Consider the following 20,181-nt stretch of genomic DNA (forward strand, 5'->3'; position numbering starts at 1 on the left):
AGAATTTAGCCCAGATCTAAACTGACAGACACCAGATAAAAAACGGGTAACTGTCAGATCAAGTCTGAGCTACTACAGCTCACGCACCACCCATTGAGGCCAACTTTGCACTGATATTGTGGCCACACCTATTGGAAAACTAATCATACGATTAAACAAACAAAGGGGAACCAGCATGATTACTGGTTCCCCTTCTTTATTATTCATTAGACTAAGCAATGGGCTCGCAACCCGTTCTTCGGCAGGTGGAACATAGGTTTCAAAACTACCCTCTCTGCATCAATTCCTGTACATCAACTTCAAACTTTTCTCTAACTTCATTGATAAATTCACTAGAAATATCTTCTACTTCGAGAAGGACTCCCGGCCCTAAGAACTGACTTACAAAATCTTGTTTTGCTTTTGATACCACTCCAGCGCCGTTAATGATGATAGAAACGATTGTATCCAGCTTATCATTCGGAACATCGCTTCTATCATTAATCGCCCCTTTAATCTTATCAAATACTAGAAGCAAACAAATTTCCTCAACCAACTCTGTAGATATAGCCGCATTCATCATGTCGTACACAAAGACAACATGTTCCGTATAGTCCGGATAGCGGTACATATAATCTATATCATTATGAATAATCGCTTGATTATCGTTATCTGCATCCAATTCATAATCCAACATGGACATAATAGGTCGAGAAATAGTCTCGAGAACTCGATCATACTCAATCGAGTTTTTAAGAATTGCAGCTGAAATCGGAATAATAAACTCATGTCTTGGCTCCCTCTGCTTCATTACATCATGAATAAGGTACCTGTGAGTCCTTCCGTTACCGTCCACTAATGGATGGATATACACCTCTCCAAACGAAATTACTGTCGCATGCATTAACGAAGGCAGGCTAGCGTCTAACATTAGTTTTTCATGCGTAGCAAACAAGCCATCCATCATACTAGATACATGTTTAGCCAACGGTCCGATGTAATGTACATCTTCATCTAATCCACCTAAACGCTGGATAGTTGCACCGACATAAATTTCATTCTGCCTATAGTCATCAGACTTTTTACTCTCTTCAACTATCTGGTTTTGAATATCAATCAACTTTTCTTTAGTTAACTCGAATAAGCCAGCATTTTTTATTGTATTTAAGAAACGCTTCATTTTCTGCTTAGTTGGCGTTTCTTTTTCAATTTCAGTAGATGACTTAGATTCTTTTGTATACAGGTAATTGATGGATCGTCCAATGACATCTGCCTTTAAGTCAGCTCCTATATTCTGCATTTCTGCATACGCTGTTTCATAAACATTCGTCTGTTCAATCTCAAGAATACGAGAAGTTTTCCTTATAGTCGGGCAAAACTCTCTTGTACCTAGGGCATTATTTATAACTCGTGTTCGTTTATCTTTTTCTCCATCTTGTAAAGTGTAGTAATAACGATCATCAAAGAGCTGAATATAATTCCCTGATCTAACATCATCAATGTCTAGTAGCTCACCTGTAAGCCACTCATACAAATACCAGATAACACGATTATAGATAGATGTAGGTTTACTTTTTATAAACAGTGCAAGTTCTGCTGTATTTACATGTTTAAATACAGCAGCAAAGTAATGTAAGCGGATTCCTTGGTGCTTTATTGCCAAAACCATATGCTCATATGGAGAATCGACAACCTTCCATGTGCCTGGAATTATTTTACGAACAGAGGCTCCGTACTGCTTGATACATTCTTTATCTGCTTTCAGGTCTTGATAGACCTCAGCCCCTAATTTTGGAAGTACTAGTTTGTAGTACAGATTGAGGTAGCTGTATCCTACTGCCTTCATTGAACTAATGACCTTTTGACATATCCATTTAAGTACTTATACTGTAGAACTCTTGTTACCCTTCCACTCTTTTACTAAAAAGCTTGAGCTAAAGGTACCGTTTACTAAGTCGATAGAGTCTATAGTCAGTCGGCTTATGCAGAATAGAATACTTCAAGCCGCTTTATAAATCTCTAAAAAGACTTAGAAATCCCAAGAAAGACTTAGAAATCCCAAGAAAGACTTAGAAATCCCAAGAAAGACTTAGAAATCCCAAGAAAGACTTAGAAATTCTAAGAAAGACTTAATATAATCAAGCACACTAAACTTGAATAGCTCTTTAAAAGCCATAGAATCAGAACAGTTTTTAAAACTACCTAAACACAAACCCCTATCACACTTGTCGCCCTTCGCCACTGAGAAGGGATCTAAAGACTCCCACACCGGCACTGTGACCAATACACAATTACGCCCAAAAAACGGTTCTTGAGTGCGCCTTTGGCTCGGATGGATAGCCAATAACTCAACAAAAACACACATAAAGAAAAAAGAGGGATTATTCGCTGCGCTCACCCTGCGGGCCGTCGCAAGCTCCGTTGTCTCGCTTCGCTCGGCTCGAACCCATCGGGGGTTCTCACCCTCCAGTTTGGTGCACTGAATTTCGGTGAGGAGGAAACTGAAAGATGTGAAGACATATAAAAAAAGTGGCGCGCCTGGAGGGATTCGAACCCCCGACCAACAGGATCGGAACCTGCTACTCTATCCAGCTGAGCTACAGGCGCACTCAAGAAGTGTTTGCGGGGCGTATTCTACCGGTGCGCTGCTTATTCGCCAAGGTTTTTTCAGTTCAATTTGCTTGTGCTTTGTTAGAGGAGCGACAATATAGGCTTTTTAGTTCTTCTTCGAGGTCCCCTTGCATAATGACCTCCCATTGTTTTTTGTCTTCTTTATACGCTAAAAACGCGTGGCAATTACAACATCTGTAGATTTTTTGATTAGGGATAGAGCTTAAAAGTGTTAGCTTGGCTGTTTGACTTGGTTCACCTTCCAACGTTCGGCAAACACAATTTTCATACATTCCGTTGCTGGTCATTCATCACACCGCTATTTATTTCTAGACCTTAGTATTAAAGTACTTGTACTCCTTTAGTTTAATAAAATCTATTTTTTTATCAATTCAGCCTTAAATTTCTGGTTTATTGCTTTTTAACTATAAAAAATTGCCCTAAATCAGCAGATTGCTGCGCTCTCCTGCCAAAGCCCCATTTCAGTTGTGTTTATTTATCGTTATAATCCGCAGCCGGTGAAACTTTGAGCAGTCGAGTCTGAATTCCCGCCCCAGAGCAACATTTGTTGCGGCTAGGCATCCTTACAGATCGCGCTGCCCATATTAATTTGTGATTTATTGAGAGGTCGTGACTGTGAAAAAAATCACTTCAGCATTGGTTGCTCTAGGTTTGGGGGTTGCATTAAGCACATCCGTACAAGCAACATCTAACAGCGATGAAGCTGTAGCAGAACGCATTAAAGCTGTCGGTTCTGTTTGTATAGAGGGCGATGATAGTTGTGGCGGCGCTGCAGCTGTAGCAGCACCTGTTGCTGCACGTAGTGGTGAAAAAGTGTACGCAACTAAGTGTGCAGCTTGCCATGATGCGGGCGTTGCAGGTGCACCGAAATTTGGAACTTCTGAGTGGGCAGACCGTGGTGCTAAAGGTATTGACGCTCTACTTGCTTCAGCGATTAATGGCTTAAATGCTATGCCACCACGTGGCTTGTGTGCTGATTGTTCTGATGATGAGCTAAAAGGTGCGATTCAGCATATGATGGATAGCGCTCAGTAATTAAGCGCCGTTCTGATATAAAAAAAGCCGCATAAGCGGCTTTTTTTATCTTTGTCTTATAACAAATCTAGTCAAACATATTTTTTAAACTATTCAGCGTAGCTTGGCCCCGTTTCTGATTTTGCACGGGGCACTTCTCTCCCGCTCCCTCTATCTCTAAATCTTCAGGCGGTAGTTCATCTAAAAAGCGACTTGGTAGGCAGTCCAACACTTCACCATATTGCTTACGTTGCTTCGCTAAGGTAATGGTCAAACAGCGTTTCGCCCGCGTAATACCTACGTAGGCTAAGCGTCGCTCCTCTTCGATATTATCGGTTTCTATACTGTTCCTATGGGGAAGTAGCTCCTCTTCCATACCCATAAGAAATACATGAGGAAATTCGAGTCCTTTAGACGCGTGCAGGGTCATTAACTGGACACGATTTGAATCATCTTCCTCCTCTTGCCGATCCAGCATGTCGATCAATATTAAGCGGTTAATCGCCTCCTGAATGCCCGCGTCAGGTTCATCTTCCTGCAATCGTTCCATTGTTGACTTGAGTGAGTCCATTAAGAAATGTACATTCTGCATTCGCTTTTCGGCCATGGCATCACTTGAGCTGTTTTGCGCAATCCAGCCTTCGTAATCAATATCGCGCATCATTTCATAGATCGCGGCAATAGGGTCACCCTGATGGCATTGACGGTAGATATGTTTCATCCAGCTACAGAAACGGCGCAAGCGCTCTAAAGCATTGGCAGGCATCACTTGCTCTAAACCAAGCTCTTCGCAGGCGTTAAACATGCTGATTTGGCGTTCAACCGAGTACTGCCCTAGCTTTTGTAGCGTGCTCGGACCAATCTCTCGGCGCGGCAGATTGATAATACGTAGAAAAGCGTTGTCATCATCAGGATTAACCAGCACCTTTAGGTAGCTCATTAAATCTTTAATTTCTGCACGAGCAAAAAATGAGGTACCCCCGTTGAGTTTGTAGGGCACTTGATAATGCTGCAGCTTCATCTCCAATAACCGCGCTTGGAAATTACCGCGATAGAGAATAGCCATATCCTTAAACTGGATATTATTCCGCAGGTGCAGATCTAAGGTTTCTGTAGCGATCCGATCACATTCAGCATCTTCATTTCGGGTGTGTATCACCCTTATAGGATCTCCCATACCCATATCACTCCACAGTGTTTTTTCATACACGTGAGGGTTATTGGCGATCAATGTATTAGCGGCTTTAAGAATACGGCTAGTGGAACGGTAGTTTTGTTCAAGTTTAACGACTTTTAAACTTGGGTAATCTTTCTCAAGCTGCACTAAGTTCTCAGGCCGCGCGCCACGCCAAGCATAGATAGATTGGTCATCATCCCCTACAACCGTTAACGCTCCTCGATGCCCAACTAAGAGTTTTACTAAGCGATATTGAGAAAGGTTAGTATCTTGGTACTCATCCACCAGCAAATAACGTAACCGGTTTTGCCAACGTTCTAGGACTTTCGGGTGCTCTTCAAACAGGCGAACAGGAACAAGAATTAGATCATCAAAGTCTACTGCGTTATAAGCGCGCAAGTGTTGCTCGTATTGCTCATAGGCACGGGCACATAAAATATCTTGCGGTAATTGTGCTGATGCCAAGGCTTGAGCTGGCGTTAGCATCTCGTTCTTCCAACTGGATATCTGATTTCGGACTATATCAACCTGATCACTTTCTTCGTTGTTCTGTAGCATCAGATCTTTTAACAGGGCTTTTGTATCTTGATCATCAAAAATAGAGAAGCCCGACTTAAAACCAAGGTGCTTGTGCTCACGTTTAATAATCGTAAGACCTAAGTTATGAAAGGTAGCAACGGTTAATCCTTTACCTGCGGGATTCCCCTCTAATAATGCGTTAACACGCTCTTTCATCTCCCGTGATGCTTTATTAGTAAATGTAACTGCGGCAATATTTCGCCCAGCAATACCACAAGCATTGATCAAATAGGCGATCTTACGTGTGATTACACTGGTTTTACCGGAACCAGCACCTGCAAGTACCAATAATGGACCGCCAATATAGTCCACTGCTTCTTTCTGTCGTGGATTTAAACGAGACATTCTTTAAAAAACCTTCAAAAACAGCTAAAGCTTAAGAACACTCAGCCGAAACACAAAGGATGCGACTGGGGTAACACCAACTATAAAATTCAGATAACCCTTTGATATATAAAAATAAAACAAGTGTTTGAATAATTCTTGTAGAGTGTTAATCTGAGTAAAGTAATACTTAATGGTAATTATGACACGAAAATTTTACAGGGAGACATCTCTTTATAAAATTTGTGTCTTAAATAAAGTGTCACACTGGGAAGTTGGCGATGTGCTCAGCGCTACAGCAGTTACCCGATAAACATAAACAGATTTTACTGATCGATAGTCATCAGGAGAATCAAAGCAGGCTTAAGTCGATACTGGAGCAGCATCCACTGTATCAATTAACGCGCTGCAACGACCATGTGGAAGCGTTACTGATTCTGCAGCAGTCTTCTATTGATTTTATTTTACTCAGCTGTAACAACTCGCCCCTCCCTTGCTCAACTATAATTGCAGACCTGCATAAATTTCGTCCGAACACACCAATTATTGCTCTCAGCCCTCATATTACCGAAGAACAGGGGCAGAAACTCTTAACAGCTAATGCCACCGATTTTTTATCTTATGAGACGCTAAATACAGAGATACTTTTAAGAACATTACGCCACGCAGAGCTCACCATCAAACAAAGCACAGAGATACAGCTTTTACGTCATTCAGATACTTTAGCGCCTGTTGGCAACCGCCAATTCTTCTATTTAACCCTGTTATACAAACTCAACTCCCTAATACAACAAGGCCGCCAACTTGCCCTAATCACTGTTGATCTTGACCATTTCCGTAAATTTAATACCCGTTATGGTTTTTCAGCAGGTGATGAAGTTGTTTTAGAGTTAGGCAAACGTATACAAAGTAGCGTTAGTAACGATGCAATGGTCGCAAGAATAGGCAACGATGAATTCGCTATTATTTTAGACCTACCCGGTACAGCACCACTATTAGACACCGTAAAATCCCTACTGGGTAAGCTTATCAACACACTAAAGTCCTCCTATACTCACAGTCAGTCTCAGACCCAAATAGACTGTAGCATTGGCGCGGTATTGGCGCCTGAACATGGCAGTGAAGTTGATCTACTTACCAAGCGAGCCAGCATGGCTCGTATGCAAGCAAAACAGATTCATGGCTGTAGTTATTCAATCTATCGCCCTGGTATGGAATTAACGTCTGATAAAACCGTAGGTCTTGAATCGGAAATAATGACCGCCTTAAGAGCAGAACAGTTTGTGCTCTTTTACCAACCTCGTGTCGATCTCCATTCTGGCAAGATTGTCGGGGCTGAAGCGCTCATTCGCTGGCAACATCCAACCCGTGGAATGATAATGCCTAGCGATTTTATCCCTCTATGTGAGCAGAATGGTTTGATTGTCCCTATAGGGTACTGGACCATTAGGCAGGCAGGCTTACACCTTAAAGAATTAAAAGAAGCAGGCATCCATATTGATCGTCTGGGGGTCAACTTATCCTTCCGGCAGTTTAAGGATGATATGTTAGTCGATACCATCAAACGTATTATCAAACAGGAAGATATAGATACATCGGTTCTCGAATTTGAGTTAACAGAGTCAGCCATTTTTAATGATGAGAACCATGTTAGAGAGTGCCTCGATTCCTTGGCAGAAGAGGGGATTACTTTTTCATTAGATGATTTTGGAACCGGTTACTCCTCATTTTCATTACTGCATAAACTCCCCATCAATGCGTTAAAAATTGATCGCTCATTTGTAAGTCACCTCAATGAGTCTTCAGAAGCCGAGGAGATTGTGCGTTCTATTATTAGCCTTGCCCATAATATGAAATTAACAGTTGTCGCTGAGGGCGTTGAAACAAGGGAGCAGTTAGACTTTTTGATTCAAGATAACTGCGACCAGATCCAAGGCTACTTCTACAGCCCTCCCGTTAGCTTCAGTGATTTTAAGCGAATGCTTCCTAAACCTGAGTAGCAACAAAAAACCTCTTCGAGCTAATACAATATTACCGCTGCGCTATCAGCTTTATCTTAATAAAGCCCTAGCAGATACTCGATAGCTCAACGCTTCCAGTAGATGCTTACTCTCCACCTTTTCCGCACCAGCAAGATCCGCAATGGTTCGCGCCACCCTTAAAACACGATGATACGCACGAGCTGACAACTGTAGTTTCTCCAACGCCTTAGCCAACATATCTTTGTCTAAATCACTAATACAACAGATCTGTTCAAGCTGTTTACCCTCCAACATCTGGTTTGGGTAGCCTTGGCGTTCCATCTGTTCTGATCTTGCAAGAATAACGCGTTCTCTTACCTGCTCACTTGTTTCTTCAGAATCAGGGTAGGCCATGAGCTCTTTCTGTGACAAGGCTTGAACACTTAGCTGCAAGTCAATACGATCCAACAATGGGCCCGATACTCGGGACTGATAACGTCGTACTTGATCAGGACTACAACGGCAACGCTCAGTACCATCATTGTAGTAACCACATGGACAAGGATTCATTGCGGTAACTAATTGAAATCGAGCTGGGAATACAGATTGACGGGCAGCGCGAGAAATTAAGATCTCACCCGATTCAATAGGCTCACGCAGCACCTCTAAAACCTTACGACTAAACTCAGGCAGCTCATCTAAGAACAAAACCCCTTGGTGAGCGAGAGAGATCTCACCCGGCTTCGGATTTCCACCCCCACCCACCAAAGCAACAGAGGATGCGGTGTGATGTGGCGCACGAAAAGGCCGCTGACAGATAAGTCCTTCACCGCCACTACGTTGAACAATCGAGTGTATTGAAGCCACCTGTAAACGTTCAGACTCTGTCATTTCCGGAAGTAAACCCGGTAAACGATTCGCTAACATACTCTTACCACTACCAGGAGGTCCCACTAACAAAAGGTTATGCGAACCCGCCGCTGCAATCTCTAGAGCCCTTTTCGCTTGAAGCTGCCCCTTAACATCATTCAGGTCGGGATAGACTGCACTATATGTATGCGTTCTGGGATTAGCGACCGCACAGCTAATCAATTGCTCTGCTTTTAAATGGGCGCAAACATCCAACAGATGAGAAGCGGGATAAACACTCAGCCCTGAGGCAAGTGTTGCATCATCTCCATTAGAAGAAGGAAGAAACAAACCCCGACCAACCTCACGACAAGCAAGTGCTACAGGCAATACACCCGCAACAGGTCTGAGCTCACCAGAAAGAGCAAGTTCACCAATCAGCTCTAGGGACTTCAGGGGCTCCACCGGTAATTGGCCACTCGCAGCTAAAATACCAATGGCGACAGCAAGATCATAACGCCCACCCTCCTTAGGAAGATCTGCAGGCGCGAGATTTACTGTAATTCTACGTTGAGGAAAATCATATCCAGAATTTATTAAAGCACTGCGGACCCGTTCTCGACTCTCTTTCACCGCCGTTTCAGGCAGGCCCACTATTGAAAAACTAGGTAGCCCACCCGATAGGTGGACCTCAACGGTCACAAGTGGAGCATCAATCCCCACCTGCGCACGGGTATAAACAATCGCTAATGACATAAGCTTCCATCCTTGGAAGAATATTGAAGAATAAACTAAAGATAACCGCTAAACAGAAACTTGAAAAGGGCCCTTCTTATCCATGATTATTGGAGGGCCGATTAATGCTCAACCGCCAAATGTTCAAGAAGCTGCTGCAAAGTTAGTGGCATACCAAAATAACGCCCCTGCATTAGCATACAACCTTGCTCTGATAACTGTCCTCGTTGACCCTCAGTGCTAACACCATCGGCCAACACTTCAAGATCCAGCTTATCCGCAATTTTTAAAACGTTATCAATAATTTTATGGCGCCCCTCATCACTATTCATCATAGTGACTAGGCCTGCGTCGAGTTTAATAAAATCAGGATCTATATCACGTATTTTCTCCAGAACTGGCGCCTCACAAACAAACCCGCTTATGGATAAAAGAGCTTCACTAGTCAACAGATCAAACAGGGCGCCCTCTTTTTCCAGCGCGGTTTGAATATCCACGTCAATCATTACCCGCCCTATTTGCTGATATTGACTTAACTGATTAACCCAACGCTGAATGCTTTCTTTACTCGATAGCTGCTGAGATTCAATACGAAAAGAGATAAAACGAAGGCTAGGGAAACGTTGCCAAACCACATCTAAAGAGCGTAGTTCTGAATCGATCCAATGTTCAAATTGCTCGATGGAATCGGAATGCTCTAAAAGTGCTGAAAATTCAGAAAATGGCACTAAGCCTAACTCAGGATGAATCCAACTAGGCCTTGCATGTACAGCCACAACCCGATGACTATAAATACTGTAAATAGGCAGATAGGTCATCTGGATTTCATGGCTGACAAGCGCAGTCACCAGATCCTCCTCTCGGAGAATCTGAGGGCCTTTGCTTCTCTCCATCAATGCACTATAGGCTCTAAACGTGTTCCGCCCACCCTGCTTAGCTGCATACATCGCAACATCTGCTTTTTTAACCAGTTCTTTACCCCGCTCTGCATGTTCGGGATAGAGTGATATACCTACACTACCACTAATAAAAATCTCTCGATGGTCAACAAACACACCATGGGATAGCTGCTCAACAACCCTTTGTGCCACTTTAACAGCCGCATCCATACCATCAACAGCCGGTAGCATCATCACGAACTCATCACTACTTAAGCGTGCTAATGCATCTTCATCACGCACCACTGAGCCTAATCTACGTGCGACCTCCTGCAACAAATTGTCGCCAACATCGCGCCCTAAATTATCGTTAATCCATTTAAAACGGTCCAAATCAACCAGCATTACAGCCAGCTGTTCATTATCTGCTTTAGATTTTTCCAGTCGCTTATCCAGTATGCTTTGAAACATCTCCCAATTAAGTAGACGTGTAAGCTCATCATATTGAGGAATTTGTGACGGCGCTTCAGCGCTAGTTTTTAGCTGACTCATATTAAAAAATTGAGCAATATAACCAACAAACTCATTGTCGTTATTGGTTATCTTTATCACATTAAACCAAGCGGGATAAACAGAACCATTTTTATGCCTATTGAACAGTTCACCCTGCCATACATGAGTATCATTAAGATCAAGCCAAGCTTGCTCATAGTCAGTAGCTGATAGATTACCAGCACCTAAGACGCTCGGTTTCTGACCCACAACCTCATCAAAGCTATAACCGGAAATTTGTTGGAAGGCCGGGTTCACCCGAATAATATTATTATCCCTATCAGTCACAATCACAGCCTGAGGAGAACATAGAAACAACTGCTGCTCAAAATCTTTCATTATAAAAAACCAACCCCGTCTGGGTTAAATGTAAATGAGATAACATGTAAAACGGCTTAACTTTTCTATTTAAGACTACGGCTTTTTCTGTAAGGTTTCGTCTAACGCCTTTAACTGCAATTCTAATGCTTCAACTTTTTCTCTCGTTCGCAACAAAACCGCTTTTTGCGCATCAAACTCTTCTCTACTGACAATATCCAATCGATCAAACGTACCTTGTAGTAGGGATTTCACCTGCGCCTTAACGTTTTCTTGGTCTAGCACTTTCGCTTCACCAGAGAATAACTGAGAAAACTGTTCTGCTAAGCCTTCAATTAAATGTGGCTTGATCATTTTGTACCTCTAAAATCAGATAAAACACGACTCCAACTATAGCAATAAACCCATAACAAACCAGCCTTTCAAATATAGGCACCACCATGGTGCAGACCTGAAGGCAGCACTCAAACAACCGCCCTAAAATATTGCACAAAAACTAACCAAAGACAAAATAAACCAGTTAATCCATTGATATTAAAGAGATTTAAAAACATGGCACACCCTTCGCTTTAGTCAGAGCAAGAATCGGTAATTAACCATTTACTTAGCGATTTAAGTATTTGTATTGAATTTAGTATCTATGGGGGATAACAAAATGAAGATGGTCTCCGCTGTCATCAAACCATTCAAATTGGATGATGTCCGTGAAGCGCTTTCTGAAATCGGTGTTCAAGGTATCACCGTTACAGAAGTAAAAGGCTTTGGACGTCAAAAAGGTCACACTGAGCTATACCGTGGCGCCGAATACGTAGTCGATTTTCTACCGAAAGTACGTGTAGATGCCGCTGTATCTAGCGATATTGTAGATCAGGTCGTAGAAGCGATCAGTTCAGCCGCTCAAACCGGCAAAATAGGTGACGGTAAGATTTTCGTTACTTCTATTGAACAAGTAGTGCGTATCCGTACCGGCGAAACCGGCACTGAAGCGCTTTAAACATAGATTAGTGATTGCTTCTGGAGGAACCAACCAATGGAAGAACTATTAAATACAACAGCTGCTGATGTTACTCAGCTGAAATATGCCCTCGATACTTTCTACTTTTTAGTATGTGGCGCATTAGTAATGTGGATGGCGGCTGGCTTTGCCATGCTTGAGTCTGGCTTAGTTCGCGCTAAGAACACCACAGAAATTCTAACTAAAAACGTCGCGTTATACGCGGTGTCATGCATCATGTACTTAGTTTGCGGTTACGCAATCATGTACGGTGGTGACTACCTACTTTCTGGCATTACTGGTGATGGATTCACTGGTGCTGAAGAACCTGCTACTTATGCTCCATCAGCCGATTTCTTCTTCCAGGTAGTATTCGTAGCAACTGCAATGTCTATCGTTTCGGGTGCCGTTGCTGAGCGTATGAAGCTTTGGGCTTTCCTTACTTTCGCTATCGTAATGACTGGTTTCATCTATCCAATGGAAGGTTCTTGGACTTGGGGCGGCAATGCAGTGTTCGGCATGTACACGCTTGGCGATCTAGGTTTCTCTGACTTCGCAGGTTCTGGTATCGTTCACATGGCTGGTGCTGCTGCAGCTCTTGCTGGTGTTCTGGTTCTTGGTGCTCGTAAAGGCAAATACACTAAAGAAGGTGGCGTTAACGCTATCCCTGGTGCAAATCTTCCTCTGGCTACACTAGGTACATTTATCTTGTGGTTGGGTTGGTTCGGTTTCAACGGTGGTTCTGTACTTGCTACATCCGACGTTGAAAACTCAAACGCTGTTGCTGTTGTTTTCATGAACACTAACGCGGCGGCTGCCGGTGGTGTTGTTGCTGCGCTAATTGTTGCTCGCCTACTGTTTGGTAAAGCGGATCTAACAATGGCACTTAACGGTGCGCTAGCAGGCCTAGTTGCTATCACTGCTGAACCATCAACCCCTTCTGCACTACAAGCTACATTGTTTGGTGCGATAGGTGGTGTATTAGTAGTCTTCAGTATCCTAACACTTGATAAAATGAAGATTGATGACCCAGTCGGTGCGATCTCTGTACACGGTGTTGTAGGTCTTCTTGGTCTTCTACTAGTACCACTAACTAACGATGGCGCTGCATTCTCTGGCCAGATCATTGGTGCACTAACTATCTTCGGTTGGGTATTCGGAACAAGCTTGATTGCATGGTTTGTAATCAAAGCAGTGATCGGTGTACGTGTAAGCGAAGAAGAAGAGTACGAGGGTGTTGATATCTCTGAATGTGGTATGGAAGCATACCCAGAGTTCACATCTGCTAAATAATCTCACGTAGATTTAAAAAGGGTGCTTCGGCACCCTTTTTTTGTATTATTAACAAACGCTTTTGAGCCCCCTCCTGTAAATCTGATATACCACTCTGCATTTTTCTAGGTATACTTATCCTCATAGTTCACTGTAGTTAAAACTGCTAAGTGTTGAGCTAAACACTTAACGCAGGTACAAACTGAGGAATCGCATAATGAAACTGGTCACGGCGGTGATTAAACCATTTAAACTTGATGATGTACGTGAAGCTCTTTCTGATATTGGTATTCAAGGCGTTACCGTTACAGAAGTTAAAGGCTTTGGCCGTCAGAAAGGCCACACTGAACTCTATCGTGGCGCAGAGTACGTAGTAGACTTCTTACCAAAAGTTAAAATCGAAATTGCTGTTGATACAGATATGGTTGAACAAGTGATCGAATCTATTGCAAAAACAGCTAATACTGGAAAGATCGGGGACGGGAAAATATTTGTTGCCCCCCTTGAACAAGTGATACGAATACGTACAGGCGAAAGCGGGCCTGACGCCCTTTAAAAACAAAAAGCGCCTAACGGCGCTTTTTTTTACTAAAAGACAAAACGCTGAGCCAAATCAAACTATTTAAATGAAATAAAGCTCATTATCTAGTGATCTTCAGTAAATAATTAAAACAAAAATAATATAATGTCGAAACTATTGCTGTCTAAAAATAACATCAAAATGCTGATCGATTGGTTTAGCCAATCCAGTATCGGTATTTTGTTACTTGATCACTCACTGCAACCGGTGGCGAGTAATCCCTACGCGCTCGAACTCATTTGGGGATCCGCACAAACAGCCGAGTCAAAAAGTGAATTGCCTCAATTATTTAAACAAAAGATCAAGGCTCACTTAGACCACCTGAAAAATACTGATATTCAACATCACTCCGATTATCAGCTTATAGAGCAACCTAATTCATCCTCTATTCTACTCAAGATCGAATGCTCTCTAGTCGAAATAGACCAAACAGAACAAGGCTTTTTCATTACCCTTCGTAATGCGAGTAAAAATGCTCATCTAGCAAGAGAGCTCAAACTGTTTAGGAATGCTGTAGAAAACACAGGAAGCGCTGTAGTTATTACGAATGCTCAAGGTGAAATAGAGTACGCCAACACTCGTTTCAGCGATATTACCGGTTATAGCTTTCCTGAGATACAGGGTAAAAAAACCAGTATTTTACGCTCAGACACAACATCAAAGGGAGCCCATGACAACCTATGGGAAACCATTAGTCGTCACAAAAAGTGGCATGGAACACTTCTAAATAAACGGAAGGACGGCACTACATATTGGTCTTTACAAAATATATCGCCAATACATGATGAGCTAGGAAATATAACGAACTTTGTCTCAGTCAGTGAAGATATCTCTAAAATAAAAGAGCATGATCAGCAACTGGAAAAAATGGCTTATTTTGACCCGCTCACCAATTTAGGCAATCGTCGAAACTTCAGACGAACCCTTGATCAATATCTGCAAAGCCCAACCAATGAGGGTGCCCATGCACTTCTACTTCTGGATTTAGATCACTTTAAGCAGATAAACGACACTATGGGGCATGAAGCAGGCGACGCTTTACTCAACACCATCGCTAATAGGCTCTGCTATTGCGTGCCAGATCAGGCCTCTGTCTTTAGATTAGGCGGCGATGAATTTACCATCATATTCCATGCGCTGAATGATCCTGATTTAATTATCCATAATGTAAATGAGATTCTAAGACTGCTCTCACAGCCAGTACAAATAGGCTTCCATGATGTGAGAATCACCGTCAGCATAGGGATAACCTTAATTGGTGCCGATAGCCAAGATCCAAGTGACCTGTTAAGAAATGCAGATTTGGCTATGTATCATGCTAAGCAACTCGGACGAAACACCTTTGCTTTTTATGAAGCATATATGGATGAAAAAGCTCAACGAATACTAAGTATCGAGCACGATTTAAGAAACGCTCTCACAGGCAAGCAATTATCCTTGGCCTACCAACCTCAAGTTAATGGAAAGGATGGGCGAATTTCTGCAATAGAAGCCCTTTTACGCTGGGAACATCCGACCAAAGGGGCAATTCCACCCGATGAGTTTATTCCCCATGCAGAAGAAACGGGGGCGATTATTCCTATTGGCCGCTGGGTATTACTAGAAGCTTGCAAAGCAGCCCAACAGTTGCAAGATGAAGGCTTGCCGCCTTTAAAGGTCTGTGTAAATTTATCCGCCCGACAGTTCGATGATCCCGATCTAATTGAACATATTGAGGAAGCTATTTCTAAATCCGGCTTGGCCTCGGAATGGCTAGAATTAGAGATCACCGAAAGTATGCTAATGCGTGATATGCAGCATGCTATAGAGACACTTAAAAAAATAAAGATGATGGGTATCGGCTTAGCTATAGATGATTTTGGAACAGGCTATTCATCATTAAGTCATTTAAAGAAAATGCCCGTAGACCTATTAAAAGTAGACCGCTCTTTCCTACAAGATATCCCTGCCGATAAAGACAATATTGCTATTACATCAACCATTATCGCCATGGCAAAACAACTGGGCTTAAGTGTAGTAGCAGAAGGCGTAGAAACTAAAGAGCAGATGCTCTTTCTTCAAAAGATAGACTGCATGATGATGCAAGGATTCCTATTTAGCCGCCCCATCAGTTTTGAAGCATTCAAAACACTGTACCAGACCTGTCAGTTTCATTGCGGGGTATGTAAAGAATATGAAATATGCGCATTAAAACAGGATGCCGAAAAAGGTGCGTCTTTTCTCAATTAAAAACGACTAACCGGAAAGCAAAGCCCGGCCCTATTAGAATAAGAATCAACACTGTTCTCTGTCTATATATCGCGAGCATATATCCTATAAAAGTTCGTTTAATATTAGGCCACCATCCAACACTCTCTAAGTAGTGGTCTACAATGTTAAATAATATTAATAAATATAAAGAATTTTGAGCGTTTTATGGCTAAATTAGTTTTAGGTTATATATGGCTATTGCTCGCCTTCCCAGCACAGTCGCACACTGCACCACTTGAGTTTAAAACAACTCATTTACCTCCCTTTATGTCCACTAAAGATGGAAATGTAGAGGGGCCAGGCAAAGAGATTATTGCAGAAGTATGCAAAGCTGAGCAGTTAGAATGTCACTTTGAGATGCTCCCATGGCGACGTGCCCAGCAAGCAGTCAAGAGAGGTACGGCTGACGGTTTATTCCTAGTAGGGAAAAATAGCGATAGAGCAAAATGGTTGTACTTCAGTCCACCTATTTTAGAAACAGGTTACGGTTTTTTCTCCCATAGCAGTCTGAATGTCAACTACACCCGCTTAGAGAGCTTAACGGGTTTATGTGTCGCCGTAAATTCACCCTCTAACATGCAGAATCGTTTAAACGACATCAGAGAGGAGATGGTGTCTAGTAACATAGAACCGATTAAAATCATCACTACAACCAACTTCCCTACCGCCATCAAGATGGTCAATGGTGCCCGATGTGATTTGGTTTTCGGTAACGTAGATGTAGTAAAAGCAATTATCAAAGAACTACAGCTTGCATCTATACGCCCTGCAGGTTTCTATAAGCATGTTTTCTATTACGTAGGGCTATCGAAAAGCAGATTTTCTAAAGATCTAGTTGGTAGGTTCAATCAGCAATTGATACAACTCTATCGACAAGGGAAAATCCAAACGATCTTAAGGCGTTATGATTTAACGCCTGCAGATCTTACGGACACCGATTGGGATTAGTGAGAATCCGATAATTGTCTATAACAGTGTCCCGTTAAAAGTACCTAGTCTTAGGTAAATTATCTTTTACTGATTACGTGCACAAGGCAAGCGGATTATAGCTTCTAACCCCCCTTCAGGATGATTTTGCAAAACGAGCGTTCCGCCTAAGCGCTCTATCGCGCGCTGCGCAATACTTAAGCCTAAGCCATACCCTTCTGTTTGACTCTGCCCTCTATAGAAGGGGTTACATAACTGTGTCAATTGCGCTTCAGTAACACCCGGACCATGATCTCGAATACAAACAACACACTGATCTGCTTTATCCACCGTTAAATCAATTTGAGTGCCTTCAGGTGTGTGTTTACAAGCATTACCAAGAATATTATTGATCGCTCTCTCGAGTAATTTTACATTCACACCTACTTCACAATCCGATTTCATATTAAGGTGAAAGCTTCGCTTAGGATAAGCAAAATGTGCATCATCCACCCATTCCTGTAACAAAGGATAGAGCCATACATTTTCACCAAGCCCTTCCATCTGCTCAAGGCGAGACAAAGATAGAATTTCCCCGATCAATTGATCTAAACGCTGACATTCACGAATAATTCGCTGTACCGCTTTATCATCTTCTCCCATGCGCTGTTCAGCTATACCCGCAGCTGCCTGCAAACGGGCTAAAGGAGCACGAAGCTCATGGGAAACATCCTGCATTAAACGCTGATGCGATGTAATTGTCTGTTGTACATAATCAGCCATGCGATCAAAATCACGGGCTAGCTCACCTAATTCATCCCCTCTTTTACGCAGCTTTTTATCAGTACGACGCTCTAATTCTCCACGATAAATCGCCTGACTATGCTCTCGCAGCAAATTTAATGGCCGTGTGATGATCATCGAAACGAGCAACGCGCCGGCAGAAGCAATCAGAAGAATAAGTACCATTTGTACAGAGAGAATCGTCGCGAAAACGTGGGTAAATGGCGAAGCTTCCCAATTTAGATCAACTTCAACTTGATAAGCATTTCCACTATCCGAATTCATATTAAAAATATAAGTCGAGTCTCTGCCCCGCCGAAAGTGATTAAAACCGATTACTTTTTTCTTTTGCTTTAGATCAGTAATAAAAACGCGTTCGGAAATGTTTAACCAAACAGAACGTCGGAAATCATCCCGTTTTTCTTTCTTATGCTTATCATGCTCATACCTCCCCCTACTATCATCCGGCTTCGGTGGACGAGGTGGGCGAGGCAACAAGGTTTGAAACCCTTTTCGCTCATACTTCTCAACCATGACCTCTGCATATCCCTGTGCTTTAGCTGTCACGACCTCCTTAAACCGATCTTGCTCAGCAACAGCACCGACAAAGAAAATTGTTGCCAGCAGCACGATAAAGCTTACCGCCCAAATAGAGGCAAAAACTTTCCAGAATAAACGCTTATACCACTTCATTTCTCACCTTTAACAAATTGGTAACCCACGCCACGCACAGTCTTGATAAGCTCTTTACCTGATAGATGCTCTGCTAACTTTTGCCTAACCCTACTTACATGAACATCAATAGCTCTATCATAAGCAGCGAGTTTCCGATGAAGCACCAGTTCAGTAAGCTGCTCTTTCTCTAAAACAACGCCCGCATTAGCAATAAGATAAGCTAGTACATTAAATTCGGTGCCTGTAAGCTCAATTTCATTTCCATTCACTTTCACTTCACGGATACCTGGATCTAAACTAACACCGCTAACCGTGATCAAACCTTCAGGGAAGAGCGTTGCTCGCTGTTGTGGCTCAACGCGTCTAAGCACAGCTTTAATACGTGCAAGCAACTCACGGGGGTTACAGGGCTTACTCAGGTAATCATCTGCCCCCATTTCTAACCCAAGAATACGATCTATATCCTCACCCCGACCCGTTAACATAATGACGGGAAGCTGAACCTTAGGACGAATCTGCTGTAACAGCTCTAAGCCACTTTTACCCGGCATCATCACATCCAAAATCATCAGATCATAGCGATCGGCACGGGCCAACTGCTCACAGGCTTCATCAGCATTATGGGCGTATTCCATCAGATAGCCCTCATGTTCGAGGTAGTCACCTATCAACTCACATAGCTCTCTATCGTCATCGACCATCAGTAGTCGTTGTTTGTCACCCATGCTTATACTTCCCAACTATTAGTTATCAATACTGCCATTAAATAATAGAGCTTTTAACTTTAAAAAACCTTGCAAGTCTTCCGCATTTACCAAACTTTACAACGCCTATACCCAACTTTGCAGTGACATCACCCAAACTTCACTACATCGAAACAGACAACACCGGAGAGAAAAAAATGCGTAAACAACTTATTGTAGGTATATCTGCAGCGATCATCACTTTATCTAGCGCTGGTTTTACATTAGCCCATGCCGACGATGAAGAGCGTATGCAAAAACGTCACGAACACCGTATAGAGCATCGCATTGAGCACTTAACAAAAAAACTAAGCCTAACCACAGAACAGCAAGTTCAGCTAAAAGAGCAGATGTTAAGCCAACAGGACAAACGTAAAGATAAACAGAAATCCCGCAGAGATATCTTTAAACAGCTAGTACAACTGGACCCAAGCACAAACGATTATCAGGCCCAGCTAAATAGTCTAGTTTTACAAGCCCAAGATCAGACTAAATCTATAATTTTGGAAAAAGCGGAACAGAAAGAGAAACTGTTTGAGATCCTAACACCCGAACAGGAGAAACAGTTTATCGAATTAAAAAGTGAAATGGATAATAAAAAATCCAAACATCGTCCAGACCACAAAGATGGTCGTCACGGTGAAAAGAAATGCCGTTAATCGCATGTTCCTGTAAAGGGAATTAGCACTAACTTATTGTCATAAGCTCCTCTAGTCAGACTTTTGCCCGCCCCCCAAGCGGGCCTTTTTTTGCCCGACACTATCAACTTAGAAGGCATACCCATCATAACAACAGCAGTCGATTAATTCTTAGCAATTTAGAAGCGGCTTATCGATAGGTTCTAGTCTTTTTTCTCGATCGTTACTTCAAGGGTTTTACTCTCGCCGGCAAACCATTTCTGAACTGAATTAGCTCAGACTAGATCTGACACATCATCTTGAAAAAGAGAGAGTTACCCGTTTTGATAAAGGTGTCGAATCT

15 protein-coding genes, 1 tRNA gene and 1 other RNA gene are annotated in these 20,181 nt (G+C 42.5%); 8 read left to right on the top strand and 9 right to left on the bottom strand.

The features are described 5' to 3' along the window. Nucleotides 1–265: 265 nt before the first annotated feature. The 3 genes from A3774_RS15530 to A3774_RS15540 form a co-directional block, all read right to left on the bottom strand. Nucleotides 266–1,825: a Fic family protein gene (locus tag A3774_RS15530; RefSeq protein WP_067869776.1), complete on the bottom strand. Its 1,560-nt coding sequence runs from the start codon at nucleotides 1,823–1,825 to the stop codon at nucleotides 266–268. A gap of 518 nt (nucleotides 1,826–2,343) precedes the next feature. Continuing rightward, a non-coding RNA gene (locus A3774_RS15535) (RtT sRNA) lies at nucleotides 2,344–2,462 on the bottom strand. A gap of 47 nt (nucleotides 2,463–2,509) precedes the next feature. Next, nucleotides 2,510–2,586, bottom strand: a tRNA-Arg gene (locus tag A3774_RS15540). A 639-nt stretch (nucleotides 2,587–3,225) separates the two neighbouring features. On the opposite strand from A3774_RS15540, the gene A3774_RS15550 reads away from it, so the two are divergent. Further along, a complete protein-coding gene (locus A3774_RS15550) occupies nucleotides 3,226–3,645 on the top strand; it encodes a c-type cytochrome (RefSeq protein WP_067869781.1) in 420 nt (139 codons plus the stop codon). 67 nt (nucleotides 3,646–3,712) lie between these two features. Here the strand turns inward: A3774_RS15550 and rep are convergent, their stop codons facing one another. Next, a complete protein-coding gene (gene rep, locus A3774_RS15555; RefSeq protein ID WP_067869785.1) occupies nucleotides 3,713–5,725 on the bottom strand; it encodes a DNA helicase Rep in 2,013 nt (670 codons plus the stop codon). A 260-nt stretch (nucleotides 5,726–5,985) separates the two neighbouring features. Between rep and A3774_RS15560 the strand changes: the two genes are divergently transcribed. After that, entirely contained in the window at nucleotides 5,986–7,704 is a 1,719-nt protein-coding gene (locus tag A3774_RS15560) for a two-component system response regulator (protein ID WP_067869788.1), read from the top strand. A 51-nt stretch (nucleotides 7,705–7,755) separates the two neighbouring features. On the opposite strand, the gene A3774_RS15565 is transcribed toward A3774_RS15560, so the two are convergent. The 3 genes from A3774_RS15565 to A3774_RS15575 form a co-directional block, all read right to left on the bottom strand. Further along, nucleotides 7,756–9,270: a YifB family Mg chelatase-like AAA ATPase gene (locus tag A3774_RS15565; protein WP_067869791.1), complete on the bottom strand. Its 1,515-nt coding sequence runs from the start codon at nucleotides 9,268–9,270 to the stop codon at nucleotides 7,756–7,758. A 101-nt stretch (nucleotides 9,271–9,371) separates the two neighbouring features. After that, nucleotides 9,372–11,018 (bottom strand): diguanylate cyclase domain-containing protein, encoded by a 1,647-nt coding sequence (locus A3774_RS15570; protein ID WP_067869794.1) that lies wholly within the window; start codon nucleotides 11,016–11,018, stop codon nucleotides 9,372–9,374. Nucleotides 11,019–11,093: 75 nt separating this feature from the next. After that, nucleotides 11,094–11,351 carry an accessory factor UbiK family protein gene (locus tag A3774_RS15575; protein WP_067869797.1) on the bottom strand — a complete coding sequence of 86 codons (258 nt, stop codon included), beginning with the start codon at nucleotides 11,349–11,351 and terminating at the stop codon, nucleotides 11,094–11,096. Between the two features lie 301 nt (nucleotides 11,352–11,652). Here A3774_RS15575 and A3774_RS15580 point away from each other — a divergent pair, with 301 nt between their 5' ends. From A3774_RS15580 to A3774_RS15600, 5 genes are all read left to right on the top strand, one after another. Then, on the top strand, nucleotides 11,653–11,991 hold the full coding sequence (locus A3774_RS15580; RefSeq protein WP_067869800.1) for a P-II family nitrogen regulator: 339 nt from the start codon (nucleotides 11,653–11,655) through the stop codon (nucleotides 11,989–11,991). 36 nt (nucleotides 11,992–12,027) lie between these two features. After that, nucleotides 12,028–13,284: an ammonium transporter gene (locus tag A3774_RS15585; protein WP_067869803.1), complete on the top strand. Its 1,257-nt coding sequence runs from the start codon at nucleotides 12,028–12,030 to the stop codon at nucleotides 13,282–13,284. A 196-nt stretch (nucleotides 13,285–13,480) separates the two neighbouring features. Next, entirely contained in the window at nucleotides 13,481–13,819 is a 339-nt protein-coding gene (glnK, locus tag A3774_RS15590; protein WP_067869806.1) for a P-II family nitrogen regulator, read from the top strand. 129 nt (nucleotides 13,820–13,948) lie between these two features. Then, nucleotides 13,949–16,072: a putative bifunctional diguanylate cyclase/phosphodiesterase gene (locus tag A3774_RS15595; RefSeq protein WP_067869809.1), complete on the top strand. Its 2,124-nt coding sequence runs from the start codon at nucleotides 13,949–13,951 to the stop codon at nucleotides 16,070–16,072. Between the two features lie 186 nt (nucleotides 16,073–16,258). After that, nucleotides 16,259–17,041, top strand: coding sequence for a substrate-binding periplasmic protein (locus tag A3774_RS15600; protein WP_067869812.1), 783 nt, complete (start codon nucleotides 16,259–16,261; stop codon nucleotides 17,039–17,041). 66 nt (nucleotides 17,042–17,107) lie between these two features. Here the strand turns inward: A3774_RS15600 and A3774_RS15605 are convergent, their stop codons facing one another. Further along, entirely contained in the window at nucleotides 17,108–18,475 is a 1,368-nt protein-coding gene (locus A3774_RS15605) for a sensor histidine kinase (protein WP_067869815.1), read from the bottom strand. Then, entirely contained in the window at nucleotides 18,472–19,182 is a 711-nt protein-coding gene (locus A3774_RS15610) for a response regulator transcription factor (protein WP_067869818.1), read from the bottom strand. Before A3774_RS15610 ends, A3774_RS15605 begins: the two co-directional genes overlap by 4 nt. 176 nt (nucleotides 19,183–19,358) lie before the next feature. Here A3774_RS15610 and A3774_RS15615 point away from each other — a divergent pair, with 176 nt between their 5' ends. Continuing rightward, nucleotides 19,359–19,859: a Spy/CpxP family protein refolding chaperone gene (locus A3774_RS15615; RefSeq protein ID WP_067869821.1), complete on the top strand. Its 501-nt coding sequence runs from the start codon at nucleotides 19,359–19,361 to the stop codon at nucleotides 19,857–19,859. Nucleotides 19,860–20,181 lie beyond the last annotated feature (322 nt).

The organism is Neptuniibacter marinus (assembly GCF_001597725.1).
Lineage (GTDB): Bacteria > Pseudomonadota > Gammaproteobacteria > Pseudomonadales > Balneatricaceae > Neptuniibacter > Neptuniibacter marinus.